General features: G+C 57.2%; 13 protein-coding genes. 8 read left to right on the forward strand and 5 right to left on the reverse strand.

Going from position 1 to position 14,556, the window contains the following annotated elements; genetic code table 11:
• Window positions 1-183 precede the first annotated feature (183 nt).
• Complete coding sequence (locus G5332_RS15105; protein WP_421263374.1) at window positions 184-561, forward strand: hypothetical protein; 378 nt, start codon at window positions 184-186, stop codon at window positions 559-561.
• A gap of 218 nt (window positions 562-779) precedes the next feature.
• Window positions 780-1,523, forward strand: coding sequence for a DsbA family protein (locus G5332_RS15110; RefSeq protein ID WP_421263373.1), 744 nt, complete (start codon window positions 780-782; stop codon window positions 1,521-1,523).
• A gap of 136 nt (window positions 1,524-1,659) precedes the next feature.
• Here G5332_RS15110 and G5332_RS15115 read toward each other — a convergent pair whose 3' ends face one another.
• Window positions 1,660-2,088, reverse strand: a complete 429-nt coding sequence (locus G5332_RS15115) for an EF-hand domain-containing protein (RefSeq protein WP_216952102.1) — start codon at window positions 2,086-2,088, stop codon at window positions 1,660-1,662.
• A 286-nt stretch (window positions 2,089-2,374) separates the two neighbouring features.
• Between G5332_RS15115 and G5332_RS15120 the strand changes: the two genes are divergently transcribed.
• The 5 genes from G5332_RS15120 (at window position 2,375) to G5332_RS15140 (ending at window position 6,930) form a co-directional block, all read left to right on the forward strand.
• The gene (locus tag G5332_RS15120) at window positions 2,375-2,659 is read left to right on the forward strand and encodes a DnaJ domain-containing protein (protein ID WP_005343121.1); all 285 of its coding nucleotides are present in this window, start codon (window positions 2,375-2,377) and stop codon (window positions 2,657-2,659) included.
• 23 nt (window positions 2,660-2,682) lie between these two features.
• Window positions 2,683-3,225, forward strand: a complete 543-nt coding sequence (gene atcA / locus G5332_RS15125) for a cold adaptation protein AtcA (protein WP_421249639.1) — start codon at window positions 2,683-2,685, stop codon at window positions 3,223-3,225.
• Between the two features lie 12 nt (window positions 3,226-3,237).
• Complete coding sequence (atcB, locus tag G5332_RS15130) at window positions 3,238-4,005, forward strand: cold adaptation protein AtcB (protein ID WP_005335887.1); 768 nt, start codon at window positions 3,238-3,240, stop codon at window positions 4,003-4,005.
• A gap of 11 nt (window positions 4,006-4,016) precedes the next feature.
• Window positions 4,017-4,919 carry a cold adaptation protein AtcC gene (atcC, locus tag G5332_RS15135; protein WP_421311319.1) on the forward strand — a complete coding sequence of 301 codons (903 nt, stop codon included), beginning with the start codon at window positions 4,017-4,019 and terminating at the stop codon, window positions 4,917-4,919.
• A 523-nt stretch (window positions 4,920-5,442) separates the two neighbouring features.
• Window positions 5,443-6,930, forward strand: a complete 1,488-nt coding sequence (locus tag G5332_RS15140; protein WP_421311320.1) for a peptide MFS transporter — start codon at window positions 5,443-5,445, stop codon at window positions 6,928-6,930.
• A 197-nt stretch (window positions 6,931-7,127) separates the two neighbouring features.
• Here G5332_RS15140 and G5332_RS15145 read toward each other — a convergent pair whose 3' ends face one another.
• Entirely contained in the window at window positions 7,128-8,366 is a 1,239-nt protein-coding gene (locus G5332_RS15145; protein WP_421311321.1) for an MFS transporter, read from the reverse strand.
• Window positions 8,367-8,471: 105 nt separating this feature from the next.
• On the opposite strand from G5332_RS15145, the gene G5332_RS15150 reads away from it, so the two are divergent.
• A complete protein-coding gene (locus G5332_RS15150; RefSeq protein ID WP_421311323.1) occupies window positions 8,472-9,380 on the forward strand; it encodes a LysR family transcriptional regulator in 909 nt (302 codons plus the stop codon).
• 103 nt (window positions 9,381-9,483) lie between these two features.
• Here G5332_RS15150 and G5332_RS15155 read toward each other — a convergent pair whose 3' ends face one another.
• From G5332_RS15155 to parE, 3 genes are all read right to left on the reverse strand, one after another.
• Window positions 9,484-10,122, reverse strand: a complete 639-nt coding sequence (locus G5332_RS15155) for a hypothetical protein (RefSeq protein ID WP_219265047.1) — start codon at window positions 10,120-10,122, stop codon at window positions 9,484-9,486.
• Between the two features lie 57 nt (window positions 10,123-10,179).
• A complete protein-coding gene (gene parC / locus G5332_RS15160; protein WP_421311324.1) occupies window positions 10,180-12,474 on the reverse strand; it encodes a DNA topoisomerase IV subunit A in 2,295 nt (764 codons plus the stop codon).
• Window positions 12,475-12,557: 83 nt separating this feature from the next.
• Window positions 12,558-14,468, reverse strand: a complete 1,911-nt coding sequence (gene parE / locus G5332_RS15165) for a DNA topoisomerase IV subunit B (protein WP_421311325.1) — start codon at window positions 14,466-14,468, stop codon at window positions 12,558-12,560.
• Between the last annotated feature and the right edge of the window lie 88 nt (window positions 14,469-14,556).

Consider the following 14,556-nt stretch of genomic DNA (forward strand, 5'->3'; position numbering starts at 1 on the left):
AACACCTCGAGTTTTAACTCGGCGCAGTATACTGATCCCCCTTTTAGCGAACAAGCGTTCGCCAAACAGAACCGACCACCCTCCCCGTCACGCCACCCACAGTGCTGCTCATCAATACGCCGCCGACTTGCCCCACCCGCCATTGGTCGTTAGGATGGCCCCATCTTGATGGACGGGGCGAACATGATGTTGCAACAACGGGTAGCGAAACATCTCCTGCTGCTGGTCTGCCTGCTGGTGCTCAATTGTGCGGCCCAGCCGCTGGCCCGGCTTGCCCTGCTCGATCACGCTCTCAGCTGTCAGGCACTGCCCGTTCCAGGCTCGGCAACGGATCAAGAGGATGCCAAACCGGCCAGCCCGCAGCTAGGCAGTTGCCAGCTCAACAGCAAGTGGCTGAGCGCCGCCACCCTGCTCTGCGTCGAACAGCTCTTCTTTGCCGTGGCGGTGCTGATCGCCCTGCTGGCTCCCCTTTGGCGCTACACACCGCCACTGCCCCCTCCCAGAGTCATCTCGCCGCCCGAGCGGCGTCTGCACCTCACCCTCTGCATCTGGCGGGAATGATTCCGGCTCTTTGCCATTGGTCATGACTCATGTTTGCGAGACCATCGCCGCCTTCTTGCACCAACGGGGCACGACTGCGGCGTACTGAAAACAGATTTACGGCATGGCGTTGTTGCAGGGGAATACCTTGCTGCCCCGACGCAACCACGACGACTGCCGACTAGCTTGCACAAGGCTGGCCACTTCAGGCTGGCACTACCCGATTTTAAGGAGTATCCATGAAACCGACTCTGAGCGCCCTGCCCCTGCTGGCCTCTCTCTGCGCAACCCTGCTGGCTCCGACCCTGCACGCGGCCCCCTTCACCCCTGAACAGGAAGCACGCATCAAGGAGCTGATCCGCGAGACTCTCATCGCCAACCCCAAGATCCTCGACGAGGCGGCCGAGTCCTGGGAGAAGCAGAATGCCGCAGCCCAGGAGGCCCAGCTTGGCAACTTCATCAAGGGCAACAAGAATGTGCTGTTCAACAGCGCTACCAGCCCGCGCCTGGGTGCTAAAAACCCCAAGCTGACGCTGGTGCTGTTTACCGACTACAACTGCCCCTACTGCAAGCAGTTCGATCCCCAGCTGACCAGGCTGCTCAAGGCCTATCCGAATGATTTGGGGCTGGTGATCAAATTGCTGCCGTTCAAGGGGCAGAGCTCCGCCAAGGCAGCCCAGTACAGCCTGACCCTGTGGCAACAGGATCCCGCCCGCTTCTTCGCCCTGCACGACAAGCTGATGAGCAAGCAGGGGATGCTGACCGAGGCGGACATCAACAAGGCGCTGGCGGCCACCGGCAATGTGGCACTCAAACCGGAGGGTAAAGCCACCGAGGAGCTGCGCAACAGCCTGCGCATTGGCACCCTGCTGGGTGTACAGGGCACACCGGCGACCCTGATCGGCAACCAGCTGGTGTCGGGCGCCATCCCCTATGAGGAGCTGGAGCAGCTGGTGAAGGCAGAGCTGGCCAGGCAGAGCTAAGGTCGGGGTCGCCCGCAGGGGCAGGAAGCGCTCGCACTGCGGCAATGGTGAGCCCTCAGGTCACCCCGTCTCCATGCAAAGAGCCCGGTATCACTACCGGGCTCTTTTTTCAGGAAGGAAAGGTGACAAACCAGCTCTATTGGGCGGGCGCCATCATCCCCTGCCCGAGCCGCCCTCTGGCACTGGTACGCTCGGCTTCGTCAAGCACACCATCTCCGTTCTTGTCCATTTGGGTAAAGAGGGCCTCATGATGCGCCATGAACTGTTCCCTGGTCGTGTCCTGCATCGGCCTCATGTTGCCCATGTTCCCCATCTTGCCAGGCATGGCCTTGCCTGACTGCTGCATTGCCTCGTGCATCTTGGCCATGGCTGCCTCTCTCTCGGCAATCGAGAGGGTGCCATCCTTGTCACTGTCCTGCCGGGTGAAACGCTGCTCGGCTCTTTCCATAAACTGTGCCTTGGTAATGTCCCCCTTGATGAACATCAAGGGCTCATCGATGCTCTCATCGGCAGCGATGGCGAAACCGCCAAGCAGCACCATAGGCAGAAGATAAAATTTGAGCATGGCTGTCCATTCCTTAGTAAGGGTCTCGGTACGGCCGAGGCCAACTGACGATCGCCAAGATAATCCCCGGCGCCTCCTGTAGTGTAGTCCCTGGACTATTCCCGACAGGGAGACAGATCCCAAGGTGCCCCGTCACGCTTTTCTGCCAGTGACCTTGCGTCCTATTCATGGCGATGGCAGGAGGTTTCCGTTAAAATGACGGGTTTTTGCCGTGCCTGATTTGCCAATCCCCACCATCAGGCACTCGCAGCGTGAATCCTATGATGCCAGTGATGCAGGATCTGCCATGAACAACTACTTTCGGGTGCTGGGCGTCAAGTCCAACGCCAGCGAAAACGACATCAAGAAAGCCTATCGTCGGCTGTCGAACCAGTACCACCCCGACAAGCTGCACGGGGCCAGTGAAGAAGAGAAAGAGCAGGCAGCCATCAAGCTGCACCAGGTAAAGCAGGCCTATGAAGTGCTGTCCGATCCGAAACAGCGGGCCGCCTTTATCAAGGATTTCAACAACGTCATCGTGACCGACCCCGCCTCCGCCATGCAGGAGATGTGGGATCAGTTCTACCCCTGAAACAGCAGGCAGAAAGAGCAACTATGCAAAAGAGATGGGACCAGGCGCGGCTCAAGTCGCTGCAAAGCGATGCCAGCGAAAACATCGAATCCTACCGGGATCAGGACGACCCCAAGGGGCTGGAACAGTTCACCGACCAGATGAAGAGCCTGCTGCTGGCCGATATGAGCATGCTGGAGTTTATGCCCGAGTATCTGCCGCTGGCCCTCTATGGCCGGGTGCAGTTCCCGGCTAAGGCCAAGTCGCAGTGGAACAAGTGGCTCGCCAGCGGCGAGCAGCCGAGCTGGGACGAGTTCAAGGTGAGCGTCGGCTTCAACAACGCCGCCCTGCCGCTGGTCAAGGCGGTGCGGGCCCAGAGCGAAGATCAGCTGATGGAAGCCTGCGCCGTGCTGTTCCTGCTCGACAACCCGCTGCCGCGCGGCAGCCACCGCAGTGATGACGACTATGAACTGCGCGACGAAGAAGAGGAAGACGGGGAAGATGCCGACGCCGACTACCATGGCGGCAGTGACCGCTATGGTGATGACGACGGCGATCAGGATATGTACGACGAAGTCCGTTTCTAATTGGGGCAAGGCATGAGCAACAGTCTGATAGAAATTACCGCCATCGAGATCAAAGAGCTGGCCGTTATCGAGCCGAAGCAGGCCAGCGAGAAGTTCGAGCTGATCGCCAAGACCATGTCTGACGACCAGCTGGCAGAAGTGATTGAAAACATTGATATCGTTACCCTGACCCAGATTAACGGCCAGCACGACATCTCCTTCCCCTCCATCATCTCCGAGCTGATGACCCCGGAGCGGATCCGCGACATCGTCTGCCAGCAGCCGCTCTACTGGGAAGAGGCGATCAAGAACAACGCTGACGAGCTGCAACAGCACACCTTCGACTTCCTCAACTACCTGATCCGCACCCAGGATAGCGAGGCCAAACAGCGCGAGATCCTCGAGTGCGTGGCCGAAGACCCGGCCGGTCTCTTCTACCTCGCCATCCCCTTTATCGAGTTCTATCGCGGCGATCGCTATGAAGAGGACGAAGGCTATCGCGACGTGCTGCATGCCGAAGAGGAAGATCTCGAAGAGTCCCTGCGCTACAGCGAGCGCCAGCAGAGCGAGGATGTCCACGACTACGCGCTGGACGACCCGCGCAGCCTCTTGATGCTCATTCGCGAGCTGGCCCCAGAGGTGGAGAAAGCCATCAAGGCGCTGCTGCGCAACGAGCACTCCACTTGGGACGGCATCATCAACAAGTTTGCCGCCGAGCTGGTGATGCAGGCCAAAGAGAAGAACAAGGTCGAGGAAGACGAGTACGGCGACGTCGACGACATGTTCAGCTTTCTGGATTAAGGAGCCCATTCATGCAGTTAGTCATTCGCGATGCCAACCAGGGCCCCTTTCTGAGCCAGGTGCTGCGCTTTGGCCGCGACAACGAACTCTTGAGTCAGAAACAGCTCGCCGCCATCAAGGGCAAGGCGGTGCTGATGAGCCTCAAATTCGCCGACAAGTACTACAACAAGTACAAGATGCACCTGCTGGAGCAGGCCGCCCACGACGTCATCGGCGTGGTGAGCCTCGGCCTGCAGGAGCTCTCGGCACGGGATCCGGCCAAGGCGCTGGCGCTGCTGCAGGCGCCGGAAGGCCCCATCAAGCCGTTCCAGAAGGGCTGGTCGATGCTCATTACCGTCAGCCCCAAGCAGGCTGGCAACAGCCTCTACGGTGATGTGGATGCCCGCCTGCTGGACAAGATCTCGAGCCCGCCCGATGTGGAGGAGTGGCAAGGGTGGCAGGAGTACGAGAAGGCGCTGACCGAGCACAACAAGAGCCGCCTGATGGAGCTCATCGACCAGCACTTCTTCGCCTGCGAGAGCGACCACCCCACCATGGAGGACAAGCTGGCCGAAGCGCTGCTCTACCGCATCCTCTGCGGCAAGGGCAGTGGCGCCGCCCCGCTCAAGGTGAAGCAGGATCTCAAGCGCAAACTGGCGCGGGAGATTGAGCTCGACGAGGGCTGGTACGACACCGACTATCTCGCCGCCCAACTCGCTCTGATGCTGAGCGCACTGCCCGCCGACATGGCCACCGCACTGCGCCAGGAGTTGAGCCCGGGCTTTGTGCCCAACCTGCTCCACACCCTCGGCTTTGTGCGCCAGTACCAGCTGCTGCAAAAAGAGAACGCCTCGCCGGAGAAGCTCGACAACGTCGAGATGCGCGCCGGGCTCAAGCACCCGCTGCTCGGCTGGCCGCTCTACCACGACTTCTAAGGCCGCTTTCACCGCCCATCAGTCGCACCAACGCCCGGCCTGCCGGGCGTTGTTCTATCCTCCCCTCACCCTCTCCCAAGCAAAGAGAGAACACACGCAAGTCACCCTGAGGCAACCCCTTCTCTTCCCGATATTTATTCACTCAATGCCCAAGGATGAATAAACAACCTGCAATACAACAACTTGGCGCCAGCTGCGTTTCGGGACAACAAAGCGGGATGCAGATCCCGCTACAGCGCCATAATCGGCACCAAATAGCCGACTAGCTCACATCAACCGTGTCGCAACCGCGTGGTAAGTCGAGCTAAAACCACGACTCAATCACGCATAAAAAGGCGGAATAGATCAATAAAAAGCAATTAATCGCACCGGATTAAATTTCAGGTATGGCTATTTGCACCGCTTGGCCGCTAAATGACAGACCGGCCTTCAGACCAGCATGGAAGCGCACAAGGCTAGCCGGCAGCAGACCGGTACGCTCTCAGGACGAGTTATGACTTTCTTCTCTCACAGGAGACAGACCGTGAGCGCTTCGAATCAACACCCCACCATTCCCCCCGGCTCCGGGGCGCTGTTCTTTATCCAGACCTTCTCGACCCTGGGGTTTGCCGTGCTCTACTCCACGCTGGTGCTCTACGCCACCAAGCGGCTCGGCTTCAGTGAATCCCAGGCCAACGCCATGATGGGGGTCTTCGGGGCCTTCAACTATGGCCTGCACCTGTTTGGCGGCTATCTCGGCGGGCGCTACCTCAGCAACCGCAACCTGTTCGTGATGGGGATGGTGCTGCAGGTGATCGGCTGCTACTTCATCGCCGAGATGGGGATCACCGGCCTCTACTGGGGGCTCGCCATGTTCCTCACCGGCAGCGGCCTCAACGTCACCTGCCTCAACATGATGCTGACCCAGCGCTTCGCCCCGGATGATCACCGCCGCGAGAGCGCCTTCCTGTGGAACTACGCCGGGATGAATCTGGGCTTCTTTATCGGCTTCACGGTAGCGGGCTACTTCCAGCTCACCGAGGATTACCGCACCCTGTTCCTGTTTGCGACGCTGGGCAACATCATCGCCATCATCGCCACCTTCGCCTGCTGGCCCATTCTGGCGGATATCAGCACCCCGCTGCGCCATGTCAAAGGGAGCGGCTTCTACCGCCGCATGCTGGCCGGGATCGCCATTCTGGCCATGCTGGTGCCGGCGCTGCGCCTGCTGCTGACCCACGCCAGTTTCAGCGGCAGCTTCGTGCTGATCCTGGGCGCCGTGGTGCTGGTGCTGCTCTGCGTGATGACCGCCCGTCACCCGGACGCCGCCGAGCGCAGCCGCATGGTGGCTTACCTGATCCTCGCCCTTGGCTCCCTTATCTTCTGGTCGCTCTACCAGCTGGCGCCCATGGGGCTGATGCTCTTCTCCGAGCACAACATCAACCTCAACGTGTTCGGGCTGCGGGTCGCCCCCCAGTGGATCCAGAACATCAACACCCTCGTCATCGTCATCGGTGGCCCCCTGATGGCGCTGCTGTTCAAGCGGCTGCGCGAACAGGGCTGGAATATCGATATCCCCTCCCAGTTTGCCGCCTCCCTGTTTTGCATGGGGCTCGGCATGCTGGTGCTGCCGATCGGCATCCATCTGGCGGGGGCCGACGGGCTGGTCGCCTTCAAGTGGATCGCCATCAGCTATGTGCTGCAGAGTTTTGGCGAGCTGCTGATCTCCCCCATCGGCTACGCCATGATTGGCAAGCTGGCCCCCGCCAGCCTGCAAGGCTTGATGATGGGTTGCTGGATGATGGTGACTGGCATCGCCTCGGTGCTGGCGGGCTATGTCTCCAGCGCCATGCCGCAGAATATCGGCAGCTCTCCGGTGGCCACCAACCCGGGCTACAGCTCGGTGTTCAATATGCTCGGCTGGGGCTCGATGGCGGGCGGCGTGGTGTTGCTCCTGCTGGTGCCCCGCCTGCGCCTGCTGATCGCCTCGAAAATCACCCCGCCACCGGCGGCGACAGCCATTCCTGTCTAATTGGATTCGGGCCAACCATTTCAGTAGCCCCTGCCAGCGCGAACGGTTGAATCGGCAATGCAGCTGATAATGCGAAGGGCCCCGCCATCATGGATGGCGGGGCCCTCTTTTTTGGCGGGATGGATGACCCTCATCTGGCTGGCGAGCCCCAGTTTAGGCTTCGTCAATCAAGCCTATGTCCCCACAGGTCTCGTTTCTCAAACATCCGATTTTGGGGTTCCCAAACGCAGCAGCTTGAGCAATCGATATAGAAAAAGTGGCTGAATAATCGTCAACACTATGGTTAGCCAAGCCAATAGAGTTATGTTGCCAAGGTGACCATCGACATTTGTTAAAATCATCGAAGAGACGACGGCAGCCGAGCCACTGAATATATGTTGAAAAACATTTTGCAATGACATGAATCCCGCCCTTTCCCAAGGCGCTGCCACTTGACTATTAACAGCAGCAACGGTGATCGTTCGGGTCGATGTAACCACCATGAATAACGTGAAAATCACTATGGTCGGCAACCAAGGCTCATGCAAAAAACCATCCCAAACAACCGCTATCGTCAATGCCCCTATCAAAATCGTCACTTTCATTGCGCCAAAACGGTCAATAAACAATCCGCCAAGCTGCATTGAAAACAGGCTAAATATACCACCCATGACATAGTAATAACTCATATCACCACGAGGGACATCAAGGTTAAATTGAAAATAAGCAGCTATGTTGGGAACAATAAGGAAGGTGCTGAAAATTGCCAACCCAATTGCCATAAACGCATTCAACACCACAGGTCGCTTCAACATTTCAATGGATGAAAAAGCCTTCTGACTCAATCCCAAGTGGGCCGTCATCCCGGGCAGCCTTGTATATACCGCCACGCAGACACATAATCCCAAGCCACCTAAAACATAGAAAGGTGCACTCCATCCTTTTGACATTGCCAGCTCCAATCCCAACGGCACACCGGCAATCGCTGACAACGAAAACGCCCCCATCACGATGGCCATCGCTCGGCCACGTTGCTGTACAGGCGTAGCATCCGCAACGATCGCCAGAGCAATGGATGTTGCAGGACCGGCAAACATACCGGCCAGCAAGCGGATAAAGAATAAACTTTCCATATCCCATGCCAAAGCGCAGGCCCAAGTGGATAGCGAGATCCCCAACAATGTGATCAGTGCAACATGCTTTCTATCAAATAGGTCGAGATATCTGGCACATAACAACGATGATAGTGCGGCTGCCAGTGCATACCCGCCTCCTAAATATCCTATATAGGTTGGACTTATATTTAGTGCGCGAGATAAATCAGGCCCGAGAGGCATAATCATCATGAAATCAAGCGCACTGACCAATTGAATCAATGCCGCCAACCAGACAACGTTAAAATCCATAACCGAACAATTACTGTGAGTTTTTTCACCCACATTATTTTTATCTAGCATAATAATGTTTACTCTCAATCTTTAGAGATAGAAAGTATACCCACTATCACATTTTAATTTTATTCGTTAAAATGGCATGAATTGTTATCAGATTAGGGATAATCAATGCGTACCGGCATGGAATTGAATGCGCTGAAAATTTTCATTGCAGTGGTTGAAAACAGCAGTTTTGTCGGTGCATCTAAAGCCCTTCAAATCCCCACCTCAAATGTGAGTCGCAGTATTTCTCAATTGGAAGAAGCCTTGAATCTTCAAGTGATTGAACGCTCAACCCGCCATATGAAGCTCACACAGTCAGGGCAACTGCTCTATACCCGAGTAAAACCACTGCTGGAATCACTGGAGCAAACCGAGGCTGAATTGACATCACAGCAGATTCAGCTGAAAGGGCCATTACGCATCTGTATCCCCAATGAGGCTGGGCCAAAACTGCTCGGTACTGCCATTGCCGACTTTGCCTGCCAACATCCTGAAATAACGATCAGCTGCATTACCAATCTCTCCGGACTTGAATCATTAAGAGAGGATTTGGACATGGCAATCATCATTCACAGAGGCAAGATGGATGATTGCGATTACATAGCCAGCCATTTGACCACCATTCCCTGTACTGTTGTTGGCTCCCCGTCATTGATTCAGAAGTGGGGGCTTCCCAACCACACATCACAACTCAAAACTCTCCCCTGCATAACAACGGTGAGCGCTCTGAAAGGGATGCCTTGGCAATTTACTCGCACGAGCAGTGAATTTTCCACCATTCAGGTGAATGAACACTACCGGGTCAATAGTGGCGAACTGGCGTTAAAAGCAGCAATAGCCGGTGTAGGTTTTGCCATTCTTGCCAAGGTATCTTGCCAGGAGTTTATTGATGATGGCAGCTTGGTTGAAATTGAACTTGAGCTACCCGCTGCCCCATTACAGTTGTTTGCTGTTTATGCAAACCGCCAATATCTTCCTGCTAAAACACGTGTATTTATTGAGTTCATTCGACAAAACATCATTAGTTATCAGTAGCTAAAGTCCAAAACTAAATGGCCTACGCTAGCGTTTATCGTTTGCGTAGGCCTGATTACGCTTCGTTAATCAGACCTACAGCCTTATAAAGGCCTGTGCAAAACTAACTCACTTTCAACACTTCTTTACCATAGTGAGTTTCACATTGTACATATTCTAATAGCGCATACAGTTTATCAGGTTCATTTCTTATAACCTTCAAACTATCCATTGTCGTTTCCCTTGGTGAAACCTTTGTTAAAAATAGCTCGCCATAAATCTCATTTTGCAAACATGATATGAGATCTCTGGTGAAACACGATATTTCTCTAGATACCCATTCTAACTTACTAAAAAAGTCATTTTTTTCAAGATATGGTTGTTCCCTAGAAAGCTCGTATAATTTTGCTTGAATCATGAAACGAGTTGTTCTAAATAACAAAGGATTTAAAATTTCGTGGCATTCCAATTCTTTGCAAAACAAATACGTGACATGCTCAAGCTGCATTGCGTAATCCATTCTTTTAGGGAGGTCAACCTCATGTCCATCCGCTTTATTAACACGCCATATCAACGCTTTTAAAGATAGTTCATCACAAGTAGATGTCAGTGCATTGGAAACAGAGAGCAATTGTTCAAATATTTTAATTTGATGTTCTTTTTTAAAGTTAGCTCTTCTTTCCCGTTGAGCTTGATAAATTGGGACAAACAATCCAAAAAAAGCTAAAAAGACAGGTGAAAAGTCCTTTATAAAATCGTACATGAAATCACCAAAAAAATTTTATAATAAAAAAGGCGCTTTCGCGCCCTTCTATATTAATTACCCTTCCTGATTTTCCCCGGCTACCGGTTCGGTTCCCGCGGCAGGTTCAATCTCAATACGATCCACCCGCTGCAAACCGCGGGGCAGCTTGGCGCCGCGGCGGCCGCGCTCGCCGCGGTAGTAGTCGAGATCCGAGGGTTTGAGGGTGAGCTTGCGCTTGCCGGCAAACAGGGTGACCGACTGGCCCTGCGGGATCACGGCGGCCATCACCACAAACTCCTCCCGCGCCTTGACCCGAGCCGACGGAATGCTGATCAGCTTGTTACCCTTGCCCTTGCCGAGTACCGGCAGGGTGTTGAGCGGGAACAGCAGCATGCGCCCCTCGTTGGAGATGGCCATGCAGAGATCGGTCTCTGGCGAGACGATCTTCTGGGGTGCCATCACCTGACCCCCTTCCGGCACGGTGAGCAGCGCCTTGCCGTTCTTGTTCTTGCCGATCAGGTCGTCATAGGTGCAGACAAAACCGTAACCGGCGTCGCTGGCGATCAGGTAGGGCTCGCCTTCGTTGCCCATCACCAGATGACGCACCTCTTCCCCAGCCCCCAGCGCAAAGCGGCCGGTGAGCGGTTCGCCCTGACTGCGCGCGGATGGCAAGGTGTGAGATTCGAGAGCGTAAGTTCTTCCCAACGTGGAGAGGAACACCGCCTGCTGGTTGCTGCGGCCGCAGGCGTGGGCCAGATAGCTGTCCCCAGCCTTGTAGGAGAGCCCCTCGACATCCACGTCGTGGCCCTTGGCGGCGCGCACCCACCCCTTGTCGGAGAGGATGACGGTGACCGGTTCGCTGGGAATCAGCTCTTTCTCGGTCAGCGCTACGGCGGTAGCACGCTCCACCAGCGGGGTGCGGCGATCGTCGCCGTACTTCTCGGCATCGGCCAGCAGCTCTTTCTTGAGCAGGGTGTTGAGGCGACGCTCGGAGCCCAGGATCAGCTCCAGCTTGTCGCGCTCTTCGGCCAGTTCGCTCTGTTCGGCGCGCAGCTTGAACTCTTCCAGCTTGGCCAGATGGCGCAGTTTCAGCTCGAGGATCGCTTCGGCCTGGGTCTCGGTAATGTTGAAGCGCTCCACCATCACCTTGCCCGGCTCATCCTCGGTACGGATGATCTCGATCACCTCGTCGATGTTGAGGTAGGCGATCAGCAAGCCTTCGAGGATGTGCAGGCGAGCCAGCACCTTGTCGAGGCGGAATTGCAGACGGCGACGCACAGTCTCGCGGCGGAACTGGATCCACTCGCTGAGGATGGTCTTGAGGCACTTCACCTGCGGCCGGTTGTCGAGGCCGAGGATGTTGAGGTTGACCCGGTAGTTCTTCTCCAGATCCGTGGTGGCGAACAGGTGGGCCATCAGCCCCTCTACATCCACCCGGTTGGAGCGCGGCACGATCACCAGACGGGTCGGGTTCTCGTGGTCCGATTCATCGCGCAGATCGGTGACCATCGGCAGCTTTTTCGCCACCATCTGGGCGGCGATCTGCTCCATGATCTTGGCGCCGGAGGCCTGATGAGGCAGCGCGGTGATGACGATGTCGCCATCCTCCTCGCTCCAGACCGCCCGCTGCTTGATGGAGCCCTTGCCGGTCTCGTAGATTTTGCGGATATCGTCGCGCGGGGTGATGATCTCGGCGTTGGTCGGGTAGTCCGGCCCCTGAATGTGCTGCATCAACACATCCAGCCCCGCATTGGGGTTGTCGAGCAGCTCGGCACAGGCGTAGGCCACTTCCCGCGCGTTGTGGGGCGGGATGTCGGTCGCCATGCCCACCGCGATACCGGTCACCCCGTTGAGCAGGATGTGCGGCAGACGGGCAGGCAGCACCACCGGCTCTTTCATGGTGCCGTCGAAGTTCGGCGTCCACTCCACCGTGCCTTGCCCCAGCTCGGAGAGCAGCAGCTCGGAGAAGCGCGACAGCCGCGCCTCGGTATAACGCATGGCGGCGAAGGATTTGGGATCGTCCGGCGCACCCCAGTTACCCTGACCATCCACCAGCGGGTAGCGGTAGGAGAAGGGCTGGGCCATCAACACCATGGCTTCGTAACAGGCGCTGTCGCCGTGGGGGTGGTACTTACCCAGCACGTCACCCACGGTACGGGCGGACTTCTTGTGCTTGGAGAGCGCCGACAACCCCAGCTCGCTCATGGCGTAGATGATGCGCCGCTGCACCGGTTTGAGGCCGTCGCCGATATGCGGCAGGGCCCGATCCATGATGACGTACATGGAGTAGTTCAAGTAAGCCTGTTCGGTAAAGGTGCGCATTGGCTGGCGCTCTACCCCGTCCAGACTGAGCTCGATAGCATCACTCATGTGATTTTCTCTTTCGGTTCGGGAGCCGCCACAGGGCGACTCCGGCTAAATGCTTGCCGGCCCCGAGAGGGCCGGCCTACGGCTTAGATGATGGCGAGGTTGCCCTTCTCTTCCAGCCATTCGCGGCGATCGCTCGCCCGCTTCTTGGCCAGCAGCATGTCCATCAGCTGCAGGGTCTCGTCAGCCGCATCCCCTTCACTCTCCCCTGCCGGATCCATGGTGAGCTGCACCAGACGGCGGGTGTTGGGATCCATGGTGGTTTCCCGCAGCTGTTTCGGGTTCATTTCGCCCAAGCCCTTGAATCGGGTCACCATCACCTTGCCCTTCTTCTTCTCGGCTTCGACCCGCTGCAACACGCCGTTCTTCTCGTCCTCGTCGAGGGCGTAGTAGACCTCCTTGCCGATATCGATCCGGTAAAGCGGCGGCATGGCAACGTAGACGTGGCCCTTCTCCACCAGCGCACGGAAGTGCTTCACAAACAGGGCGCAGAGCAGGGTGGCGATATGCAGACCGTCCGAGTCCGCATCCGCGAGGATGCATACCTTGCCGTAGCGCAGGCCACTGAGATCCTCGGAGTCGGGGTCGAGCCCGATGGCGACCGAGATGTCGTGCACCTCCTGCGAGGCGAGCACCTGACCGGCCTCCACCTCCCAGGTGTTCAGGATCTTGCCGCGCAGCGGCATGATGGCTTGAAACTCGCGATCCCGCGCCTGCTTGGCACTGCCGCCCGCAGAGTCACCCTCCACCAGGAACAGTTCGCCCTGCATGGGGTCGGCGCAGTTACAGTCGGTCAGCTTGCCGGGCAGCGCCGGGCCTTGGGTAATCTTCTTGCGCACCACCGTCTTGGCGGCGCGCATTCGGCGCTGGGCGCTGCTGATGCAGATCTCGGCGATCTGCTCAGCCAGCTCGGTGTTACTGTTCAGATAGAGGCTGAAGGCATCCTTCACCACGCCGGAGACGAACGCCGAGCTCTGGCGGGAGGAGAGGCGTTCCTTGGTCTGACCGGCGAACTGCGGATCCTGCATCTTGATGGAGAGGATGTAGGCGCAGCGATCCCAGATATCTTCCGGGGTCAGCTTGACCCCGCGCGGCAGCAGATTGCGGAACTCGCAGAACTCGCGCATGGCGTCGAGCAGGCCCTGACGCAGACCGTTGACGTGAGTACCGCCCTGCGCAGTGGGAATGAGGTTCACATAGGATTCGGCGAGGCATTCGCCCCCTTCCGGCAACCAGCAGAGCGCCCAGTCCACCGCCGACTGTTCGGAGCTGAACGAGCCGATAAAGGGCTGCTCCGGCAGGCAGGTGAACTGCTTGACCGCGTCGATCAGGTAATCTTTGAGGCCATCTTCGTAGCACCACTCCAGCTTGATGCCGGTGTTCTTGTCGAGGAACTTGATGGTGAGGCCCGGACAGAGCACGGCCTTAGCTTTGAGCAGGTGCTCCAGCTTGGTGACCGAGAACTTGGGCGAATCGAAGTAGCTCGCCTGCGGCCAGAAGCGCACCCGGGTGCCGGTGTTGCGACGACCGCAGGTGCCGGTGATGGTCAGCTCCTGCACCTTCTCGCCGCGCTCGAAGGCGATGTCGTAGACCTGACCGTCGCGACGCACCGTCACCTCGACCCGATCGGAGAGGGCGTTTACTACCGAAATACCCACCCCGTGCAGACCGCCGGAGAACTGGTAGTTCTTGTTGGAGAATTTGCCGCCCGCGTGCAGCTTGCAGAGGATCAGCTCCACCCCGCTGACCCCCTCTTCCGGGTGGATATCGACCGGCATGCCGCGGCCATCGTCGATCACTTCGAGGGACTGGTCTTCATGCAGGATCACCTCCAGATTGCGGGCGTGACCTGCCAGCGCTTCATCGACGCTGTTGTCGATGACCTCCTGGCCGAGGTGATTGGGCCGGGTGGTGTCGGTATACATGCCGGGGCGGCGACGCACCGGTTCAAGGCCATTGAGGACCTCAATGGCATCCGCATTGTATTGAGTAGACATGGAGGGCCTTGCGAATTGACGTTTGGGGAGAATCTTACTCGTTGGGAGGGTATTGGACAAACTTGGCTGCGGGAAAGGGTGATCCGGA

This window comes from Aeromonas sp. 603757 (assembly GCF_049171255.1).
In the GTDB taxonomy this organism is placed as follows: Bacteria; Pseudomonadota; Gammaproteobacteria; order Enterobacterales; family Aeromonadaceae; genus Aeromonas; species Aeromonas veronii_A.